This window comes from Nocardioides sp. Soil805 (assembly GCF_001429625.1).
Taxonomy (GTDB): domain Bacteria; phylum Actinomycetota; class Actinomycetes; order Propionibacteriales; family Nocardioidaceae; genus Nocardioides.
The window spans coordinates 928530-949080 of sequence record NZ_LMSU01000002.1 but is presented as its reverse complement, the minus strand read 5'-3'; the positions used below and the strand labels follow the sequence as shown (position 1 = coordinate 949080).

Below are 20551 nucleotides of genomic sequence, written 5' to 3'. Positions count from 1 at the left end.
GCGGTTCATGCCCGATCAGGTGGCTGATGCCCTGGAGAAGAGTGCGGACAAGCGGCACGTCACCTTCGACACCCAGCAGGCCTCCTACGACGGGACCATGGGGCTCGAGGCCAGCCTGGAGATCCCCGACGCCCTCGCACTGGCCGCGGCGGTGCAGTCGGGCGCCGAGCATCTGGCGAGGTTGGGGTCGACCGACAACGTCGACGGACGCCGCGCCACCGCGTTGGGCGACCTGGCGCGCCACCAGCTCACCATCGGCTTCGACGACAACCCCCGGGCCGACGGCGACGCCCCGACTGGGTCCGCTTGCGACTCTGCCCCGGCCACCCCGGCCACCCCGTCCGCGCCGGTCACCCAGGTTGTGCTCCACGCCCACCTGTCCGCCGACGCGATCACCCACCACGACCAGGAGATCAGAGAGGCGCTGGTCGGGCGGATCGAGCAGGCCGGACGACGGGTGCTGTCGGTGGAGCAGATCCGCGCCTGGTGCGGACGCCCCGACGTGGCCGTGGTCGTCAAGCCGGTCATCGACCTCCGCGAGCGACTCGAGTGCCGGGGCTACGAGCCCACCGAGAAGATCCGCGAGCACGTGATCGCCCGCGACGGGACGTGCGTGTTCCCGTGGTGCGGCCGCAACGCGAGGCGTTGCGATCTCGACCACATCGTCCCCTACGACCACGATCACTCCGACCACGGTGGCCAGACGTCCACCGACAACCTGGCCGCCCTGTGTCGACGGCACCACCGGTTGAAGACCCACGGTCGGTGGCGCTACGAGATGGGCGAGCCGGGTGTCTTCACCTGGACCAGTCCGCTCGGTTTCACCTACCTGCGCGACCACACCGGGAGCCGAGGCACTGGGCGCGCGTGGCCCGAGCCCGGCACCACCGCGGACCCGCCCGACCAGTAGCCACCACGCCCCGTACCCTGCAGACCGGCCACCTGCGGGGTCATCGGTATGTCAGTACCCAGGTGAGGGCCACCGTGCGAGGGTGTCCGGCGTGATCGACGTGGCCGCCACCCTGCTCAGCCACTGGGGCATGGACTCCGTCGCGGTCCGGCCGCTGGAGGGCGGGATGAACTCCGACACCTGGCTGGTCGAGCACGACGGGACGGCGTACGTCGCGAAGCACGTCCCCGCCACTGCCCTCGACGACCTGGTGGCCGGGTGCGAGGTGGCCGCCTCGCTCGCGGACGCCGGCGTCGTGACGGGGCGCCCGGTGCCGACGCGGGACGGGCGCATCGCGCTGGCGGATCAGGCCCTGGTCCTGCTCGAGCACGTCCCCGGTCGCGAGCTCGACGGCGAGACCGACGACGAGCAGCGCCGGATCGCCGCCACGCTGGCAGCCGTCCACCGCGCCGGCGACCCGTCGAGCGAGCAGAGCGACCACAGCGACAGGCACTTCATGGCCGAGTGGCTCGACCCCGGTCTCCCCGAGGTGACCAGGCACCCCTGGCTGGCCGAGGCGGTGGACGCCGTCCGTGCCGAGACGGACCGGTTGACCCTCACCTGGTCCGTCCTCCACACCGACCCGGCCCCCGAGGCCTTCGTGCACGACGACTCCACCGGGGTCACCGGCCTCATCGACTGGGCCGGTGCCCGCCGGGGCCCGGTCCTGTACGACGTCGCGTCAGCGGTGATGTACCTCGGAGGTCCCGACCACGGACGGGCCTTCCTCGGCACCTACGCCGAGCGAGGCCCCCTCGCGCCCGAGGAGATGCAGCACCTGGATGCCTTCCGCCGCATGCGCGAGGCCGTCCAGGGGGTCTACTTCGCCCGCCGCGTGACTGCCCGCGACCTCACCGGTGGCGTCGAGCAGGCGGACAACGAGAAGGGCCTCGACGACGCCCGCCGGCGCTTGGCAGAGATCGGCGACGGCCGGCGCTGAGTCCGTCTACGCTCGCGCGATGCAGGTCCACGAGATCGACGAGCGGCTCCTGGGCCACGAGCGCAGCGGCGGCCACTTCCTCGTCTTCGTGTACGAGGGCAGCGGGGCACCGGACACCTCGTGGTCGGTGCACAGCAGGCTCATCACCGACGCCGACCTGCCCGAGGTGCTGCGCTGGCTCGGCTCGAACCTCCCGGCGGGCTGCTGCTGGTCCCTGGGCGTCGTCCGCGGACCGGCCGACCCCTCACCGCGGACCGAGGTGGCCGTGTCGTGGATCGTCGGCGCCGACGTCCTCAACATGGACCGGGCCGACCGCAGCGCCGCCGAGCAACGCATCGCCGAGGCGATGCTGGCCCGACGTCACCGCGTGGACCTCACCTGACGACACCCGGGCCCGAGACCGCCCACGCCAGGGATCCACGGGGTGACGCCGGTCACTAGGGTGTCGCCATGGACTCGTACGCCGTCGGAGAGACCACCCCCGCCCTGCTCGAGGAGACGATCGGGGCGTGCCTGACCCGCACGGTCGAGCAGCACCCCGACCACGAGGCGCTGGTCGAGGTCAGCAGCGGCCGCCGGTGGACGTGGGCCGAGCTCGACGCCGACGTACGCCGCGTGGCGAAGGCCCTGCTCGCCGGCGGCACCGCGAAGGGCGACCGGGTCGGCATCTGGGCCCCCAACTGCGCCGAGTGGACCATCGTCCAGCTCGCCACCGCACGCATCGGCGCGGTGCTGGTGACCATCAACCCGGCCTACCGCACCCACGAGCTGGCCTTCGTGCTCAACCAGGCGGGCATCAGCCATCTCTTCCTGGCCGAGCGCTTCAAGACCAGCGACTACGTCGCGATGCTCGACGAGGTGCGCGCCGAGTGCACCGCCCTGACCGCCAGCACCGTGCTCGGCGCCGAGCAGTGGCACGACCTCCTGACAGCCGGTGACGACCTGACCGACGGCGACCTGGACGAGCGCGAGCAGACGCTCGACCCCCACGACGCCATCAACATCCAGTACACCTCCGGCACCACCGGGTTCCCCAAGGGCGCGACCCTCAGCCACCGCAACATCCTCAACAACGGCTGGTTCGTCGGCGAGATCTGCCGCTACACCCACGAGGACCGGATCTGCATCCCGGTGCCGTTCTACCACTGCTTCGGGATGGTGATGGGCAACCTCGCGGCCCTCACCCACGGCTCCACGATGGTGATCCCCGCGCCCGGCTTCGACCCCGCGCTGACGCTCGCCGCGGTGACGCAGGAGCGCTGCACGAGCCTGTACGGCGTCCCCACCATGTTCATCGCCGAGTGGGCCCTGCCCGACTTCGCGTCATACGACCTCTCCACCGTCCGCACCGGGATCATGGCCGGCTCGCCCTGCCCCGCCGAGATGATGCGCAAGCTCATCGACGCCGGCATCACCGAGATGACGATCTGCTACGGCATGACCGAGACCTCCCCGGTCTCCACCCAGACCCGCACCGACGACGCCTTCGACGTCAAGGTCGGCACGGTCGGCCGCGTCGGCCCCCACCTCGAGGTCAAGGTCGTCGACCCGCTCACCGGCGAGACCGTGCCGCGCGGCGAGTCCGGCGAGCTCGCGACCAAGGGCTACTCCGTGATGCTGGGGTACTGGGACGAGCCGGAGAAGACCGCCGAGGTGCTGCGCGACGGGTGGATGCACACCGGCGACCTCGCGGTCATGGACGAGGCCGGCAACCTCTCCATCACCGGCCGGATCAAGGACATGGTCATCCGCGGCGGCGAGAACATCTACCCGCGCGAGATCGAGGAGTTCCTCTACACCCACCCCGACATCGAGGACGTCCAGGTGGTCGGGGTGCCGGACGAGAAGTACGGCGAGGAGCTCTGCGCCTGGCTGCGGATGCGTCCCGGCGCCGCCCCGCTCGACGCGCCCGCGCTGCGCGAGTTCGCCACCGGCAAGCTGGCGCACTACAAGATCCCCCGCTACGTGATGGTCGTCGAGGAGTTCCCCATGACCGTCACCGGCAAGGTCCGCAAGGTGGAGATGCGCGCCGAGACCACCCGCCTCCTCGGCCTGTGACCGGACTTGTGCCGCGCGCGCGACGCCGCACACTGGACCCATGAGCCTGACCATCGCCGAGGCCGCCGAGCGCACCGGCCTCACCGCCCACACGCTGCGCTACTACGAGCGCGACGGCCTGCTGCGCACGCCCGTGCGCCGCTCCGCCTCCGGCCACCGGGCCTACGACGAGGGCGACCTCGCCTGGATCACGCTGATCTCCAAGCTGCGGGCCACCGGCATGCCGATCCGCGACGTCAAGCGGTACGCCGACCTGGTCCGCGCCGGCTCCGGCAACGAGGCCGAGCGCCTCGACCTCCTGCGCGCCCACCGCGAGCGGGTGCTGCGCCGGCTCGACGAGGTCCGCGAGCACCTCAGCGCCATCGACCTCAAGGTCGAGCTCTACGAGCGGGCCTCGGACGTCACCCGCATCGCTTGACTTCGAGCGCGCTCCAAGGCGTTGACTCGGGCCATGACGATCCAGAAGCGACAGCTCGGTGACCTGACCGTCTCGACCATGGGCCTCGGCTGCATGGGCATGAGCGAGTTCTACGGCTCGGCGGACGAGCAGCAGGGCATCGACACCATCCACCGCGCCCTCGACCTGGGCGTGACGTTCCTCGACACGGCCGACATGTACGGCCCCTTCACCAACGAGCAGCTCGTCGGCAAGGCCATCGCCGGCCGCCGCGACGAGGTGCAGCTGGCCACCAAGTTCGGCAACGAGCGGCGGCCCGACGGCACCCGCGTAGGCATCAACGGCAAGCCGGAGTACGTCCGCGCGGCCTGCGACGCCAGCCTCCAGCGCCTCGGCGTGGACCACATCGACCTCTACTACCAGCACCGCGTCGACAAGGCGGTCCCGATCGAGGAGACCGTCGGCGCGATGGCCGAGCTGGTGCAGGCCGGCAAGGTCCGTCACCTCGGGCTGTCCGAGGCGTCGGCGGTCAACATCCGCAAGGCCCACGGCACGCACCCGATCACCGCGCTCCAGACCGAGTACTCGCTGTTCACCCGCGACCTCGAGGACGAGATCCTCCCCGTCCTGCGCGAGCTCGGGATCGGCCTGGTCCCCTACTCCCCGCTGGGGCGCGGCATCCTCACCGGCGCCATCCGTCCCGGCACCCTGTCCGAGGACGACTCGCGCAACAGCGCCTACTTCCCCCGTCTCAACGGCGAGGGGCTGGAGGCCAACCTGGCGCTGGTCGACAAGATCACGGCCATCGCCGACGAGAAGGGCGCCACCCCGGGCCAGCTCGCCCTCGCCTGGGTGCTGGCCCAAGGCGACGACGTCGTCCCGATCCCCGGCACCAAGCGGGTGGCCTACCTCGAGGAGAACGTCGGCGCCGCGGACGTCGAGCTCACCGCCGACGACCTGGCGGACCTGGACGCGGCCGTCCCGCGCGACGCCGTCGTCGGCGACCGCTACGGGGACATGTCGAGCATCGACGCCTGAGACCCAGGAACGGGGGGTGGCCTCAGGTCGAGGCCATCCCCATCCGGCCCTCGCGGAAGGCGTCAACGAACAGCGAGTGGTCCTGGCGGACCCGCATCGCGTAGTCGATGCCCCACTGGGACAACCAGTCGCCGAACTCGCGGCGCCGGCCCTTCAGCGAGTCGACGATGGCGGCCTCGACCTGGATGTCCACCAGGTCCTGGTCGCTGTCCTCGTCGGAGGCGCAGTGGATCTTCGCGGTCGCCCGGCCCAGCAGGTCGACGACGGCGCGCATGTCCTCCGGCTCGTTGATGTTGGACCAGTCGAGGTCGACCTCGTACGGCGACACCTCGCTCACGACGTACCCGGTGCCGTCGATGTCGGTGTAGCCCAGCAGCGGGTCGGTGTGCACCTGCAGCGCGCGCTGGCTCACCACGGTGCGGTGCCCCTCGTGCTTGAAGTAGGCGTCCACCTCCGCGGTGTCGACGAACCGCGAGACCGCCGGGACGTTGGCCTGCTTCATCGACAGCACGACGTCGTTGTCCAGCGCCTGGCTGTAGCCCTCGACGAGGACGTTGTACGCCGGCAGCCCCGCGCTGCCGATGCCGAAGCCGGACTTGCCGACCACGTCGCGCAGCTCGTAGAACAGCGCCCGGTCGAAGCGCTTGGACGTCGGGATCGTGTCGAGGTAGGAGCGGAACGCACCCACGACCTGGGTCCTCTCGTCCCGTCCCAGCCGGCGCGCCGTCCCGTCCTCGAGGAAGCGGCGGGTCCCCTTGGCCAGCACGGTCACCTCGTCGAGCAGGTCGGCCCGGCGCAGGGCGCGGGCACGCTCGAGGGCCACCAGCACCGGACCGTCGGCGTTCTCGAGGTTGAGGGCGAAGTCGTCGTCGGAGTCGGTGCCGGCGTAGTGGTCGACCTGCGACAGGTAGGAGCGCAGGTAACGGGCGACGAGCTTGCGCACGGCGTCCTCCGGCAGCGCCTTCTGCCACCCGACCAGCGCGAGGCTGGCGGCGAAGCGCTGGAGGTCCCACACGAAGCGACCGAGGTAGGCCTCGTCGAAGTCGTTGACGTCGAAGATCAGCCGGCCGTCGGAGTTGAGGTAGGTCCCGAAGTTCTCCACGTGCAGGTCCCCGTGGATCCAGATCCGCTCGGCCCCGTGCCGCGACCACTCGTCGGGCTCCTGGGTGACGTCGTTGTAGTAGAGGCAGGCGGAGCCGCGGTAGAACGCGTGCGGGTCCAGCGCCATCTTGCGGTACTTGGCCCGGAAGGCCACGGGGTCGGCGCGCATCAGGGGCGCGAACGCCTCCCGGATGACCTCGATGATCGTGTCGGTGCGTGCGGAGGTGCTCGACGGTGCCATGCGCGCAATCTAGACCCCGGCGCGGCCGATACCGTGCCTCCATGAGCAGCGCCGCCGACGACAGCACCCGCCTCCTCGACCTCGCCCGCGCCTGGGCCGCCGAGGACCCGGACCCGGCCACCCGGGCCGAGCTCGAGGCCGTGGTCGCCGACGTCGAGGCCAGCGGCGACACCGCCGACCTGGCGGACCGCTTCTCCGGCACCCTGGAGTTCGGTACGGCGGGCCTGCGCGGCGCCCTCGGTGCCGGGCCCAACCGGATGAACCGCGTCGTCGTGATCCGCGCCGCGGCCGGCCTCGCGGCGTACCTGCGCGACACCGGGGCCGGCGGGGGCACCGTCGTCATCGGCTACGACGCGCGGCACAACAGCGACGTCTTCGCCAGCGACACCGCCGAGGTGATGACCGGTGCCGGCTTCTCGGCCGTGACGATGCCGCGACCGCTGCCCACGCCCCTGCTCGCCTACGCGATCCGCGAGCTGGGCTGCGTCGCGGGCGTCATGGTCACCGCGAGCCACAACCCGCCGCAGGACAACGGCTACAAGGTCTACCTCGGCGACGGCAGCCAGATCGTCCCGCCCGCCGACACCGGCATCGCCGAGCGGATCGCCGCCGTGGGCGCGCTGGCCGACGTCCCCCGCGGCGGGCAGGGCACCGTCGTCGACGAGCGGATCGTCGACCGCTACCTCGACACCGTGGCCGAGCTGGCCGCCGACGGACCGCGGGACCTCGTCACCGTCTACACGCCCCTGCACGGCGTCGGCGGAACCGCGGTGGCGCAGGCCCTGGAGACGGCCGGCTTCTCCGCGCCGTACGTCGTGGCCGAGCAGGAGCAGCCCGACCCCGACTTCCCGACCGTCGCCTTCCCCAACCCCGAGGAGCCGGGCGCGATGGACCTGGCGATGGCCCTGGCCGCCGAGAAGGGCGCCGACCTCGTCGTGGCCAACGACCCCGACGCAGACCGGTGCGCCGTGGCGGTGCCCGGCCCGCACGGCTGGCGGATGCTGCGTGGCGACGAGGTGGGCGCACTGCTGGGCCACCACCTGCTCTCGCGCGGGGTGCAGGGCACCTACGCCAACTCCATCGTCTCGTCGTCGCTGCTGGCCAAGATGGCCGCCGCGGCCGGCCAGCCGCACGAGGAGACGCTCACCGGCTTCAAGTGGATCGGTCGCGTCGAGGGGCTGGCCTTCGGCTACGAGGAGGCGCTGGGCTACTGCGTCGACCCCGAGCACGTGCGCGACAAGGACGGCGTCTCCGCACTCCTGCTGGTCTGCGAGCGCGCGGCCGCGGCCAAGGCCGAGGGCCGGGGGCTCACCGACCTCCTCGACGACATCGCCCTCGAGCACGGCCTGCACGCGACCGACCAGGTCTCGGTGCGCTTCGACGACCTCGCCGCCATCGGCGCGACGATGGAGCGGCTGCGCAGCACCCCACCGACCACGCTGGGCGGGCTGGCCGTGGAGCGCGTCGACGACCTCTCCCTGGGCAGCGACGCCCTGCCGCCCACCGACGGGCTGCGCTACTCGCTCGCCGACGGCGCCCGGGTCATCGTCCGCCCGAGCGGCACCGAGCCCAAGGTCAAGTGCTACCTCGAGGTCGTCGTGCCGGTCGACCCGGCCGACGGCGTCGACGCGGCGCGGATCGCCGCGGCCGGACGGCTCGACGCGATCGCGGCCGACGTCAAGGCCGCCGCGGGCCTCTGAGGGTCGCTCAGAGCAGCAGCGTCCCCACGAAGGCCAGCAGCGAGGCCCCGCTCAGCCCGATCGGCAGCAGCGCCGGCTCGCGGCGTACTCCCGCGGCCAGCGCCAGCTGCTCCTCGGACAGCGCGCGCACCCCGGCCTCGGTGCGTGCCTCGTCCATCAGGACGTGGAGCCGCTGCTCCACGAAGTCGGCGTAGCCGAGGTCCTTGGCCGGCGTGCCCTCGGCGTGGGCGCTCCCGGACCGTTTGCTGCGCACGGCCCGGCGCCAGGGCCGCCCGACGACGGTGGAGACGTACCGCTTGTCCGCCACCCGCACCGCCAGCACCTGCCGCACGGCCAGCTGCTCGACCGCCGCGAGCGGGATGTGGACCGTCTCCAGCATGTTGCGCATGACGAGGTCGTCCCGGGTCACCCACAGCGCGGGGCGCAGCATCGAGGCCCAGGCGAGGACCGCCGCCAGCACCGCGCCGGCGACGACCGGGGCCGCGACCGAGCCCGGGTCCGCGAGCCTCACGACGACCGCGACACCGGCGACCAGCAGCACCAGGACGCCCGTCACGCGTCCACTCGTCGGGTGGAACTCCTCCACCGGCTTCTCCTGCATCCACGCTCCTTCGGGGGGTCCGCGCGGTTTGTCCACGAGGCCGTCACCAACCCTATGCTGGGTCGGTGACGACCACTTCTGCCTCAACGGCGAGTGCAGGGGTCTTCGACGACATCACCTCGTCCGAGTCCTCCCTGCGCCGCTTCCTCCACGGCCTCCCCGGGGTCGACCAGGTCGGCGCGGAGGCCCGCGCCGCAGGCCTGGGCACCCGGTCGATCAAGACGTCCGCCAAGGAGTTCGCGATCGACCTCGCGATCCGCATGGTCGACCTGACGACGCTCGAGGGCCAGGACACCCCCGGCAAGGTCCGGGCGCTGGCCTCCAAGGCGATGCGCCCCGACCCCGCCGACCCGTCCTGCCCCGCCGCCGCGGCCGTGTGCGTCTACCCCGACATGGTCGCGACCGCCAAGCAGACCCTCGGCGACTCGGGCGTGCACGTCGCTGCGGTCGCCACCGCCTTCCCGAGCGGTCGCGCCGCCCTCGACATCAAGCTGGCCGACACCCGCGACGCGGTCGAGGCCGGCGCCGACGAGATCGACATGGTCATCGACCGCGGCGCCTTCCTGGCCGGTCGCTACCAGCAGGTGTACGACGAGATCGTCGCCGTGCGCGAGGCCTGCGCCCGCCCCGACGGCGACGACGCCCACCTCAAGGTCATCTTCGAGACCGGCGAGCTGCAGACCTACGACAACGTCCGCCGGGCCTCGTGGCTGGCGATGATGGCCGGCGGCCACTTCATCAAGACCTCCACGGGCAAGGTGCAGCCGGCGGCCACGCTGCCGGTCACGATGATCATGCTCGAGGCCGTCCGGGACTTCCGCGAGAGCACCGGACAGATGGTCGGCGTCAAGCCGGCGGGCGGGATCCGCGCGTCCAAGGACGCCATCAAGTACCTCGTGATGGTCAACGAGGTCGCCGGCCCCGACTGGCTCGACCCCGACTGGTTCCGCTTCGGAGCCTCCACGCTGCTCAACGACCTGCTGATGCAGCGCACCAAGATGCAGACCGGCCGCTACTCCGGTCCCGACTACTTCACCCTGGACTGAGGCAGATCATGGTCAAGGTGCCCGACACCTCCACCCCGTTCTTCGAGTACGCCCCGGCCCCCGAGTCGCGTTCGATCGTCGACATCAAGCCGTCGTACGGCCTGTTCGTCGACGGCGAGTTCGTCGACGGCCACGGCTCGAGCTTCAAGACGATCAGCCCCGCGACCGAGGAGGTCCTCGCCGAGGTCGCCGAGGCCGACGAGTCCGACGTCGACCTGGCGGTCAAGGCCGCCCGCCGCGCCTACACCCGCGTCTGGTCGCGGATGCCCGGCAGCGAGCGCGCGAAGTACCTGTTCCGCATCGCGCGGATCATCCAGGAGCGCGGTCGCGAGCTCGCCGTGCTGGAGTCGCTCGACAACGGCAAGCCGATCAAGGAGTCCCGCGACGTCGACATCCCGACCGTCGCCGCGCACTTCTTCTACTACGCGGGCTGGGCCGACAAGCTCGAGCACGCCGGCCTCGGCGCCGACCCGCAGGCCCACGGCGTGGCCGGCCAGGTCATCCCGTGGAACTTCCCGCTCCTGATGCTGGCCTGGAAGGTCGCCCCCGCGCTGGCCGCCGGCAACACGGTGGTCCTCAAGCCCGCCGAGACCACCCCGCTGACCGCGCTGCTCTTCGCGGAGATCTGCCAGCAGGCCGAGCTGCCGCCCGGCGTGGTCAACATCGTCACCGGGGCCGGCGCGACCGGCCAGGCGCTGGTCTCCCACCCGGACGTCGACAAGGTGGCCTTCACCGGCTCCACCGACGTCGGCAAGGCCATCGCGCGCGCCGTCGCCGGCACCCGCAAGAAGGTCACCCTCGAGCTCGGCGGCAAGGCCGCCAACATCGTCTTCGACGACGCCCCCATCGACCAGGCCGTCGAGGGCATCGTCACGGGAATCTTCTTCAACCAGGGTCACGTCTGCTGCGCGGGGTCGCGCCTGCTGGTGCAGGAGAACGTCGCGGACGAGGTCATGGAGCGCCTCAAGCGCCGCATGTCCACGCTGCGCATCGGCGACCCGCTCGACAAGAACACCGACGTCGGCGCGATCAACTCCGCCGAGCAGCTGGCCCGGATCCGCGCGCTCTCCGACATCGGCGAGCAGGAGGTCTCCGGGGCCGGCGAGCGCTGGTCCCCGGCGTGCGAGCTGCCCCAGCGTGGCTTCTGGTTCCCGCCGACCGTCTTCACCGGCGTCACGCAGGCCCACCGCATCGCCCGCGAGGAGATCTTCGGCCCGGTGCTCTCGGTGCTGACCTTCCGCACCCCCGCCGAGGCGGTCGAGAAGGCCAACAACACGCCGTACGGCCTCTCCGCCGGCGTCTGGACCGACAAGGGGTCGCGCATCCTGTGGATGGCCAACCACCTGCGGGCCGGCGTCGTGTGGGCCAACACGTTCAACAAGTTCGACCCGACGTCGCCGTTCGGCGGCTACAAGGAGTCGGGCTACGGCCGCGAGGGTGGCCTGCCCGGCCTGGCGGCGTACCTGAAGGGAGCGGACGCCTGATGGCGCGCATCGACGTGAAGAAGACCTACAAGCTCTACATCGGCGGCGCCTTCCCCCGCTCGGAGTCGGGTCGCACGTACACCGTCAACGACGCCAAGGGCGCGTGGGTAGCCAACGCCTCGCAGGCGTCGCGCAAGGACGCCCGGGACGCCGTCGTGGCGGCCCGCAAGGCCTTCGGCGGCTGGTCGGGACGCACGGCCTACAACCGCGGCCAGGTCGTCTACCGCATCGCCGAGGTGCTCGAGGGCCGGCGCGACCAGTTCGTCGCCGAGCTGCGCGCCACCGAGGGCGTCTCCGCCTCGAAGGCCAACGCCGCCGTCGACGCCGCGATCGACCGGCTGGTCTGGTACGCCGGCTGGGCCGACAAGATCACCCAGGTGGTCGGCACCGCCAACCCGGTCGCCGGGCCCTACTTCAACATCTCCTCCCCCGAGCCGACCGGCGTGGTGGCCGTGGTCGCCCCGCGCGGCCCGCTCCTCGGGCTCGTGAGCGTGGTCGCGCCGATCATCACGACCGGCAACACCTGCGTCGTGATCGCGAGCGAGGCGCACCCGCTCACCGCGATCACGCTGGGCGAGGTGATGGCCACCTCCGACCTGCCCGGCGGCGTGGTCAACGTGCTGACCGGCTCGGTCGCAGAGGTCGCCCCGTGGCTGGCCTCGCACATGGACGTCAACGGCCTCGACCTCACCGGGGTCGAGGACGCCGGGCTGGCGACCTCGCTCGAGGTGGCCGCGGCCGACAACCTCAAGCGCGTACGCCGCGCCCCGCTCGCCGACGTCGACTGGCTGGCCACGCCCGGCACCGACCGGCTCACCGACTGGCTGGAGACCAAGACGGTCTGGCACCCCATCGGGATCTGAGCGGCACCCGCACAGCAGCAGACAGCACACCGGCCCGGCGCGAGATCGCGCCGGGCCGGTGTTCTTGTTCGTGGTGTCAGTCGCGGGTCAGCAGCGACGTGGCCAGCACGTTGAGGATGTCCTGCGGCTGCTCGGCGAGGAAGGCTCCGCCGCTCGTGACCTCGGCCATCTTGCCCAGCGCCACCATGTCGGCGTCCTGGCTGATGCCGACCGCGACGATACCGACCGGGTTGGCCGGGTCGTACATGGTCCGCAGCTCCTTGATCAGCGTCTGCAGGCTGATCGAGCTCGGGTCGTCGTTGGCACCGTCGGTGAGGATGACGAAGGTGTTGTAGTAGTTCTCGTTGTAGTCGCGGACCGCCTGGCTGTAGCCGGCGAGCACGGTGTCGTACAGGCCGGTGCCGCCCTTGATGAGCGTCGGCAGCACCGCGGCCTGGCGACGCAGGAGCTTGAGGTGCTTGCCGCCCCCCTCCGCGGGAGCGTCGAGGCGACGCAGCGGCGCCAGCTCGAGCCAGTCCTTGCCGCGGCCGTCCTGGTCGGTGGAGAACGCCCACATGCCGATGCGCGCGTGGCCCGGGAAGGCGTCGAGGGCCGTGAGCGCCGCGTTGACCGCGAAGTCCATCCGCGTCTGGCCGTCGCCGGCGACCTGGTTCATCGACTCCGAGGCGTCGATGACGGCCAGCAGGCTCGACGGCACCGTCAGCACCTGGAAGTTGCGCAGCACGGCGTCGGCCTCGGAGACGACGGCCTCGTCGAGGACCTCGACCTCCGGCGCGTCCGCGTCGTCCGGCAGCGCGGCGCCGTCCGGGCCGCGCAGGTGTGCGTCGGTGAGCTCCGCGAGCACCTCGTCGGTGGCGAAGAACTCGGCGATCTTGTCGCCGGCCGCGCGGACCGGGTCGAGGGAGCCGGTGCCCATGGTCATGCCGGTCTGCGCCCGGGCGGCGACGAGGGGGTAGCTCAGCATCGGGGCGCCGGTGGCGGGGGCGCTCCAGCGCAGCGCCTCGTTGCCGCGGCGGGCGATCACGTAGTCCCGCTCGGTGATCGGGATGAGGTAGGACTCACCGGCCGAGATGACGTCGGCGTCGGTCGCGACCTCGACGCCCGAGGTGACCCTCTCGCCGAAGGTCTGGGCCATCGGGACGACGTCGCTCTGCACCTCCCCGAGGGAGGCGCCCTCGGACAGGGAGGCGGTGAGGGCGTACGCCGAGGCGCCGTCCGCCGACGGGTCGCTCATGACGAGGCGGTCGGAGGCGAGCGTCTCCAGCCAGCTGGCCGGCGCGACCCCGTCACGGGCGCTGGCCAGGCCGACCGGGCTCGTGGCCAGGGCCGGGACCTCGACCCGGCCCGTGTAGCCGACGCGCTGCAGCACCGTGCGCCACACCGGGGAGTTGGGGACCCACAGGTCGGGCAGCGCGGCGGCGCGGTCCTTCTCGTCGAGCTCGTCGAGGCCGTCCTGCACCTCCGCGACGGTGGCGTCGGTGACCTCGAGGTTGATGCAGTTGGGCTGGAGCGCGAGGGCGTCGGCCGCCTGCTCCATCAGCTCCTCGAGCACCGGCGCGACGGTGACGGTGATCGGGTCGGCCTCGCAGGTGGCGGCGCCGGCGACCGGCACCTGGTCACCGGACGCGACCTGCCAGCCCAGCCACGCGATCCCGCCCACCATGGCGGCGATCACCACGATGACCAGGTTGCGCACACCAGCACCCGCGCGCGAGGACACGCGGGGATCACTCTTCGTTCCCATCGGGAAACCTTTCGGGGGGCTTGACCTACGACGGCGCTGACGATAGGCGGAGAACCGTCCTCCCCGCGGGGGAATGGCGGAGTCCGCGGCGCTGTGTGACGGCGGCGACACGCGACGACGAGGCGCGACGACGCGGGGCACGGCACAATGGGCGCCCGTGCCTGACTCCCACGTGCCCGCCCGGGTCGTCGTCCTCGCCGGCCCGAGTGGAGCCGGCAAGTCCCGGCTCGCCGAGCGGCTGGGGCTGCCCGTCCTCCGCCTCGACGACTTCTACAAGGACGGCGACGACCCGACCCTGCCCCGGATCCCCCACGGCGCCAACGCCGGCCTCGTCGACTGGGACCATCCGGGCTCCTGGCACGCCGAGGACGCGGTGGCCGCGATGACCGCGCTGTGCCGTGACGGCCACGCCCAGGTGCCCGTCTACGAGATCGCGCGCAACGGCCGCTCCGGCTCCCGCACCCTGGACCTCGGCGACGCGCGGGTCTTCGTGGCGGAGGGGATCTTCGCGCCCGAGGTGGTGTCCGCGTGCGCCTCCGCCGGGCTGCTCGCCGCGGCGTACTGCGTGCGTCAGCACCCGGTCAAGACCTTCTGGCGGCGCCTGACCCGTGACCTGCGCGAGCGCCGCAAGCCCCCGCTCGTGCTCGTACGCCGCGGGCTCGCGCTGCTGCGCGACCAGCGGCGGGTCGTGGCGCACGCGGTCGAGAGGGGCTGCGAGGCCCTCACCCCGGACGAGGCGCACGACCGGCTGGTCACACTGGTCCCGTGACCTCCTTCTGGCCGGTGCCGCTCACCCAGCCCGACCGCCGCACCTGCGGCCCCTCGGTGCTGGTGGCACTGCGGATGGCGGAGTCGCCCGACTACCGCGACCGCGTCCTGGCCGGCGGTCCGCGGTCCGCCCAGGCCCGCTTCGCGTCCGAGGCACGGGCCGCGCACCGCACGACCAGCCGAGTCCTGGACGGGCGGGGTCGCCTCCAGGTCCCGTGGGCGCGGGCGCTGGGCACGGCACCGTGGGCGCTGGCCCGGCAGGTGCGGGGCCGGGCGGTCTACGTCGTCCTGCGGCGGCGCCGCGCCGGCGCGTACGACGCCCTCGTGGCCTCGCTGGCGACCGGTCCGACCCCGGTCTACGTCGGCACCCGGTGGCTGCCGCGGCACGTGGTCCTGGCCGTGGCCGTGGCCGACGGGGTGGTCACCTGCTACGAGCCGGCGTCGGGCCGTCGGACCCGCTTCACGCGCGAGGCGTGGCTGCGGGGCCGCCTCCAGGGCTGCGGCGGCTGGCCGGTGCCCTGGGCCGTCGTCAGCCGCGGGCCGCGACCAGCGCGGCGTACTCCGGCTTGATGACCCGGTCGATGATCTCGAGCCGCTCGTCGAAGGGCAGGAACGCCGACTTCATGGCGTTGATGGTGAACCACCGCAGGTCGTCGAGGCCGTAGCCGAAGGCCTCGACCAGCGAGTACATCTCGTCGGTCATGGACGTCTGGCTCATCAGCCGGTTGTCAGTGTTGACGGTGACCCGGAAGCGCAGCCGCGTCAGCAGCCCGATCGGGTGCTCGGCGATCGAGGTGGCCGCGCCGGTCTGGACGTTGGAGGCGGGGCACATCTCGAGCGGGATGCGCTGGTCGCGGACGTAGGCCGCCAGCCGCCCCAGCTCGACCGAGCCGTCGTCGTGGACGGTGATGTCGTCGATGATGCGCACGCCGTGGCCCAGCCGGTCGGCGCCGCACCACTGGATGGCCTCCCAGATCGACGGCAGGCCGAAGGCCTCGCCGGCGTGGATGGTGAAGTGCGAGCTCTCGCGCTGGAGGTACTCGAAGGCGTCGAGGTGGCGGGTGGGCGGGAACCCGGCCTCGGCGCCGGCGATGTCGAAGCCGGCCACGCCCCGGTCGCGCCACGCCACCGCGAGCTCGGCGATCTCCATGGACCGCGCCTGGTGGCGCATGGCGGTGAGCAGCTGGCGTACGACGATCCGTCCGCCGGCCGCGGCGACGCCCTGGTCGAAGCCCTCCTGGACGGCGCCGACCACCTCGTCGAGGGTCAGGCCGCCCCCGACGTGCTGCTCGGGGGCGTAGCGCACCTCGGCGTAGACCACGCCGTCGGCGACCAGGTCCTCGACGCACTCCCGCGCCACCCGGGTGATCGCCGGGCCGGTCTGCATGACCGCGACGGTGTGGTCGAAGGTCTCCAGGTAGCGCACGAGCGACCCGGAGTCGGCGGACTCCGCGAACCACCGTCCCAGGGCGGCCGCCTCGGTCTCCGGCAGCGCGTGGCCGCAGTCGGCGGCGAGCTCGATGATCGTCTGGGGGCGGAGACCACCGTCGAGGTGGTCGTGGAGCAGGACCTTGGGGGCGCGGCGTACCTCGTCGCGGGTGGGAGTCGTCACGTGCCTATCCTTCCAGTCATGCGCACCTTCACCAGCCTCGACGAGGTCGCGGCCGCCACCGGCACCGACCTGGGCACCTCCGACTGGGTCGAGATCGACCAGGACCGCATCGACCGGTTCGCCGAGGCGACGGGCGACCACCAGTGGATCCACGTCGACCCGGAGCGTGCCGCGACCGGTCCCTTCGGCGCCACCATCGCCCACGGTTACCTCACCCTGTCCCTGGTGCCGTTCCTCGGCAGCCAGGTGTTCTCGCTGGAGACGCCCGGCGCCAAGCTCAACTACGGCGTCAACAAGGTCCGCTTCCCCACCCCCGTGCGCGACGGCTCGCGCGTGCGCGCGCACGTCGCGATGGGCGAGGTGACCGACCTGCCCACCGGCAAGCAGATGCTGCTGCGCTACACGATCGAGATCGAGGGCGGCGACAAGCCCGCGTGCGTCGCCGAGACCGTCGTCCTGCTGCTGCCCTGAGGCTCCCGCCCCGCCGGCACCGCCGGCACCGCTAGCGCGACAGCACGGCCTGCGCGAAGACGCCGAGGATGTCCTCGGGCTGCTCGGCGAGGTAGGCCTCGCCGCCCGTGGCGTCCGCCATCCGCCGCAGCGCACCGAGGTCGGCGTCGCCGCTGATGGCGATCCCCACGATGCGCACCGGACGCTCGGGGTCCCGCAGGTCGTGCAGCCGGCGCACGAGGTCGGCCATCGAGACCGATCCCGGGTCCTCGTTCTCCCCGTCGGTCATCAGCACCACCGCGTTGGCGAAGCCCGGCCGGTAGTCGCGCAGGGCCTGCCGGTAGGCCGCCAGGGCGGTGTCGTAGAGGCCCGTGCCCCCTCCGGTCAGGTCGGGGAGCTGCTGCGCGCGCTCGCGCAGGGCCGAGCGCTGGGTGCCCACCGACCGTGCGGCGTCCAGGGCGCGCACCGGCTCCAGGACGCGCCAGTCCTGTCCGGGCCCGCCCTTGTCGATGGAGAAGATCCACAGGCCGACCCGGGCGTGGCCGGGCAGGAACGACAGTCCCAGCTCGGCCGCCTCGGCCAGCACCTCCATGCGGGTTGCGCCCGCGGCGGCGTAGTCCATCGACCCCGAGGCGTCCACGACCGCGAGGATGGCGGAGGGGACGCTCAACGTGCGCCAGGTCTGCACGGCCGTCGCGACGACGCGCGGGCTCGGGGTCGGCAGGTAGCGAGACACCTCGGCCGCGGCGTCGGCGGCCGGCACGCCGTCGGGCCCGCGCAGGCCCGCGTCGTGGAGGGCCTGCATCCCCTCCTCGCCGTCGAACCAGGCCACGAGGCGGCGGGCGACGACACCCGATCCCGGCGCCGCCTGCTGCCGCACGGCCATCGGGAAGTCCAGGGCGAGTGCGCCGGGCCCCGGGGTCAGGTCGCGGAGGTACGCCGCCTCGGCACGCGCCTGCGCCAGCTCCTGCTCGGTCGCGACGACCAGCCTCCTCGAGGAGATCGGGTCCCGCACGCTCCCGTGGACGGTGACCACCGCGCCCGGCTGGACGTCCTCGTCCATCCCCCGTGCGCGTCGCTCGCCGTACTGCTGGGCGAACGACACCGTCATCTGCTGGGCCTGTGCCGGACTGCGCCCCGTCCAGGCGGCCTCGGCCCGGGGGGCCACCACGGCCAGCGAGCCGACCGTCGAGGTCAGGGGGTCGGGGACGGACACCAGCCCGGACGCCTCCGCCGCACCCCAGGAGTCGAACTGCTGCGCCATCGGCCCTCCCACCAGCAGGACGGGGGTCCGGGCGATGCTCGGGGCCACCATCCGCAGCCCTGCGGCCGTCCCGAGGTAGGTGGGGGTCATCCACAGTCGCCCGTCGGCGATCCAGATGTCCGGCAGCGACGCCCCGGTGGACGCGGCGAGGGCGACCTGTCCCCCGGTCGCCTGCGTGGTGTCGACCCGGGTGCAGGCGGGCGCGACGTCCGCCACCGCGCGGGAGACGACCTCCCGCAGCTGCGGCGCGACGGTGAGCTCCACCGTCCGTGAGCGCTCGCACCCGGCGTCGGCGAAGGGTACGCCGACGTCCTTGTCGGACCACAGCACGAAGGAGAGCCCGGCGCCGGCGAGCAAGGCGAGGGTGAGCAGCACGGCCAGTCCGACCGGGCCGACGGAACCCTTCCGGCTCTGCGCGTCGTCTTCCTGGGTGTCCACGGGCCCCGACCCCCTCCCCACGAGATTCCTCGGAGGCTAGGTCCGTTCGAACCGCGAAAGTAAAGAAGTCGTCCAGCATCGCCAGAGTTGGGGACGCCGCGGGGGGACGGGACGGGACCCCCGAGGGACCGGGCGCGGAAGTCGCGTCAGCCGATGCGGTCGAGCACGAGGTCCGTCGGCGTGTACGACGCCTCGTTCGCCACGTCGTACCCGCCCTCGAGGGAGGCCAGCGCGCGCTCGAAGCGCTCCGGCTCATCGGTGAGCAGGGTCATCAGCGGCTGGCCCTCGGTGACGCGGTCGCCGGGACGTGCGTGCCAGACGACACCGGCCCCGGCCTGCACCGGGTCCTCCTTGCGGGCCCGGCCGGCGCCCAGGCGCCACGCGGCCAGGCCGACGGCCATCGCGTCGAGCCGGGTCAGGGTGCCGGAGGCCGGGGCGGTGACCACGTGGGACTCGCGCGCGGTGGGCAGGGGGGCGTCCGGGTCGCCGCCCTGGGCGCGGACCATCGCCTTCCACGCGTCCATCGCGCTGCCGTCGGCGAGCCGGTCGGCCGGGTCGACGTCGGTGACACCGGCGCCGGCCAGCATCTCGCGGGCCAGGGCCAGGGTCAGCTCGACGACGTCGGCGGGACCCCCGCCGGCGAGCACCTCCACGGACTCGGCGACCTCGACGGCGTTGCCGGCGGTGAGGCCCAGCGGCGTGCTCATGTCGGTGAGCAGCGCCACCGTGTGCACGCCCGCGGCCTTGCCGAGCCCGACCATGGTCTCGGCGAGCTCGCGCGCCCGGTCGAGGTCCTTCATGAAGGCCCCGGTGCCGACCTTGACGTCGAGGACGAGGGCGCCGGTGCCCTCGGCGATCTTCTTGGACATGATCGAGCTGGCGATGAGCGGGATCGCCTCGACCGTGCCGGTGACGTCGCGCAGGGCGTAGAGCTTCTTGTCGGCGGGCGCGAGGCCGTCCCCGGCGGCGCAGATCACCGCCCCGATGTCCTCGAGCTGGGCGAGCATCTCCTCGTTGGACAGCGCCGCGCGCCACCCGGGGATCGCCTCGAGCTTGTCGAGCGTGCCGCCGGTGTGGCCCAGGCCGCGCCCGGACAGCTGGGGCACCGCGACGCCGCACGCGGCGACGAGGGGGGCGAGCGGCAGGGTGATCTTGTCGCCCACGCCGCCGGTGGAGTGCTTGTCGGCGGTGGGCCGCGACAGCGAGGAGAAGTCCATCCGCTCCCCCGACGCGATCATCGCGTCGGTCCAGCGCGAGATCTCCCGCAGGTCCATGCCGTTGAGCAGGATCGCCATGGCGAGCGCCGACATCTGCTCGTCGGCGACGTCGCCCCGGGTGTAGGCGTCGATGACCCAGTCGATCTGGCTGTCGGTGAGGGCCCGGCGGTCGCGCTTGGCGCTGATGACCTCGATGGCGTCGTGCGTCACGTGATGTCCTTCAAGTCGTCGGGGCCGAAGGCCATGGGCAGCACCTCGGCCATGGTGCGGACGCCCTCGGGCGTCTCGATGAGCAGGTCGGCGCCACCGTGCTCCCAGAGCAGCTGGCGGCACCGCCCGCAGGGCATGATGACGCTGCCGTCGGCGTTGACGCACACGAAGTGCGTCAGCCGGCCCCCGCCGGTCGCGTGCAGTGCGGACACCAGCCCGCACTCGGCGCACAGCGTCACGCCGTACGCCGCGTTCTCGACGTTGCAGCCCACGACGAGGCGGCCGTCGTCGACGAGCGCGGCGGCACCGACCGGGTAGTGGGAGTAGGGCGCGTAGGCGTGACCCATGGCGGTGATCGCCTCGGCGCGCAGCTGTGTCCAGTTCATCGGGGTCACTATGACGTATGACAGCTCACGCGCGGCAGGCGGCG

At 72.5% G+C, this 20551-nt stretch carries 20 protein-coding genes; 13 read left to right on the top strand and 7 right to left on the bottom strand.

Annotation, left to right across the window (positions count from 1 at the left end):
• From ASG94_RS15030 to ASG94_RS15005, 6 genes are all read left to right on the top strand, one after another.
• The coding region (locus tag ASG94_RS15030) for an HNH endonuclease signature motif containing protein (protein WP_235537283.1) at positions 1-910 on the top strand (910 nt) is incomplete at its 5' end.
• Positions 911-1001: 91 nt separating this feature from the next.
• Entirely contained in the window at positions 1002-1889 is an 888-nt protein-coding gene (locus tag ASG94_RS15025; protein WP_156411592.1) for a phosphotransferase enzyme family protein, read from the top strand.
• Between the two features lie 19 nt (positions 1890-1908).
• On the top strand, positions 1909-2271 hold the full coding sequence (locus tag ASG94_RS15020; RefSeq protein ID WP_056927215.1) for a hypothetical protein: 363 nt from the start codon (positions 1909-1911) through the stop codon (positions 2269-2271).
• 68 nt (positions 2272-2339) lie between these two features.
• Complete coding sequence (locus ASG94_RS15015) at positions 2340-3947, top strand: AMP-binding protein (protein WP_056927214.1); 1608 nt, start codon at positions 2340-2342, stop codon at positions 3945-3947.
• 40 nt (positions 3948-3987) lie between these two features.
• Entirely contained in the window at positions 3988-4365 is a 378-nt protein-coding gene (locus ASG94_RS22570; RefSeq protein ID WP_056927213.1) for a MerR family transcriptional regulator, read from the top strand.
• Positions 4366-4398: 33 nt separating this feature from the next.
• Positions 4399-5382, top strand: coding sequence for an aldo/keto reductase (locus ASG94_RS15005; protein ID WP_200958119.1), 984 nt, complete (start codon positions 4399-4401; stop codon positions 5380-5382).
• A gap of 22 nt (positions 5383-5404) precedes the next feature.
• On the opposite strand, the gene ASG94_RS15000 is transcribed toward ASG94_RS15005, so the two are convergent.
• Positions 5405-6724: a DUF2252 domain-containing protein gene (locus tag ASG94_RS15000; protein ID WP_056927212.1), complete on the bottom strand. Its 1320-nt coding sequence runs from the start codon at positions 6722-6724 to the stop codon at positions 5405-5407.
• A 41-nt stretch (positions 6725-6765) separates the two neighbouring features.
• Between ASG94_RS15000 and ASG94_RS14995 the strand changes: the two genes are divergently transcribed.
• Entirely contained in the window at positions 6766-8424 is a 1659-nt protein-coding gene (locus ASG94_RS14995) for a phospho-sugar mutase (RefSeq protein ID WP_056927211.1), read from the top strand.
• A 7-nt stretch (positions 8425-8431) separates the two neighbouring features.
• Here the strand turns inward: ASG94_RS14995 and ASG94_RS14990 are convergent, their stop codons facing one another.
• Complete coding sequence (locus tag ASG94_RS14990) at positions 8432-9025, bottom strand: hypothetical protein (protein WP_056927210.1); 594 nt, start codon at positions 9023-9025, stop codon at positions 8432-8434.
• A 65-nt stretch (positions 9026-9090) separates the two neighbouring features.
• Between ASG94_RS14990 and deoC the strand changes: the two genes are divergently transcribed.
• The 3 genes from deoC to ASG94_RS14975 are packed head-to-tail and all read left to right on the top strand — an operon-like array spanning position 9091 to position 12418.
• On the top strand, positions 9091-10071 hold the full coding sequence (gene deoC, locus ASG94_RS14985) for a deoxyribose-phosphate aldolase (protein ID WP_056927209.1): 981 nt from the start codon (positions 9091-9093) through the stop codon (positions 10069-10071).
• Positions 10072-10088: 17 nt separating this feature from the next.
• Entirely contained in the window at positions 10089-11555 is a 1467-nt protein-coding gene (locus tag ASG94_RS14980) for an aldehyde dehydrogenase family protein (protein WP_235537282.1), read from the top strand.
• Entirely contained in the window at positions 11555-12418 is an 864-nt protein-coding gene (locus ASG94_RS14975) for an aldehyde dehydrogenase family protein (RefSeq protein WP_056927207.1), read from the top strand. The genes ASG94_RS14980 and ASG94_RS14975 overlap by 1 nt, the downstream gene beginning before the upstream one ends.
• 76 nt (positions 12419-12494) lie before the next feature.
• Here ASG94_RS14975 and ASG94_RS14970 read toward each other — a convergent pair whose 3' ends face one another.
• The gene (locus ASG94_RS14970) at positions 12495-14114 is read right to left on the bottom strand and encodes a substrate-binding domain-containing protein (RefSeq protein WP_056927206.1); all 1620 of its coding nucleotides are present in this window, start codon (positions 14112-14114) and stop codon (positions 12495-12497) included.
• A 205-nt stretch (positions 14115-14319) separates the two neighbouring features.
• Between ASG94_RS14970 and ASG94_RS14965 the strand changes: the two genes are divergently transcribed.
• Positions 14320-14931, top strand: a complete 612-nt coding sequence (locus ASG94_RS14965; protein WP_235537281.1) for an ATP-binding protein — start codon at positions 14320-14322, stop codon at positions 14929-14931.
• Positions 14928-15500, top strand: a complete 573-nt coding sequence (locus ASG94_RS14960; protein WP_056927205.1) for a hypothetical protein — start codon at positions 14928-14930, stop codon at positions 15498-15500. Before ASG94_RS14965 ends, ASG94_RS14960 begins: the two co-directional genes overlap by 4 nt.
• Here ASG94_RS14960 and ASG94_RS14955 read toward each other — a convergent pair.
• Positions 15460-16542 (bottom strand): adenosine deaminase, encoded by a 1083-nt coding sequence (locus ASG94_RS14955; RefSeq protein ID WP_056927204.1) that lies wholly within the window; start codon positions 16540-16542, stop codon positions 15460-15462. The two genes, ASG94_RS14960 and ASG94_RS14955, sit on opposite strands and share 41 nt — an antisense overlap.
• Before the next feature lie 18 nt (positions 16543-16560).
• Here ASG94_RS14955 and ASG94_RS14950 point away from each other — a divergent pair, with 18 nt between their 5' ends.
• On the top strand, positions 16561-17013 hold the full coding sequence (locus tag ASG94_RS14950) for a MaoC family dehydratase (RefSeq protein ID WP_056927203.1): 453 nt from the start codon (positions 16561-16563) through the stop codon (positions 17011-17013).
• Between the two features lie 31 nt (positions 17014-17044).
• On the opposite strand, the gene ASG94_RS14945 is transcribed toward ASG94_RS14950, so the two are convergent.
• The 3 genes from ASG94_RS14945 to ASG94_RS14935 all read right to left on the bottom strand — a co-directional run bounded on the left by ASG94_RS14945 (position 17045) and on the right by ASG94_RS14935 (position 20507).
• Positions 17045-18694, bottom strand: a complete 1650-nt coding sequence (locus ASG94_RS14945) for a VWA domain-containing protein (RefSeq protein WP_056927202.1) — start codon at positions 18692-18694, stop codon at positions 17045-17047.
• Positions 18695-18840: 146 nt separating this feature from the next.
• Positions 18841-20121 (bottom strand): thymidine phosphorylase, encoded by a 1281-nt coding sequence (locus tag ASG94_RS14940; protein WP_056927201.1) that lies wholly within the window; start codon positions 20119-20121, stop codon positions 18841-18843.
• Positions 20118-20507 (bottom strand): cytidine deaminase, encoded by a 390-nt coding sequence (locus tag ASG94_RS14935; protein ID WP_056927200.1) that lies wholly within the window; start codon positions 20505-20507, stop codon positions 20118-20120. Before ASG94_RS14935 ends, ASG94_RS14940 begins: the two co-directional genes overlap by 4 nt.
• Between the last annotated feature and the right edge of the window lie 44 nt (positions 20508-20551).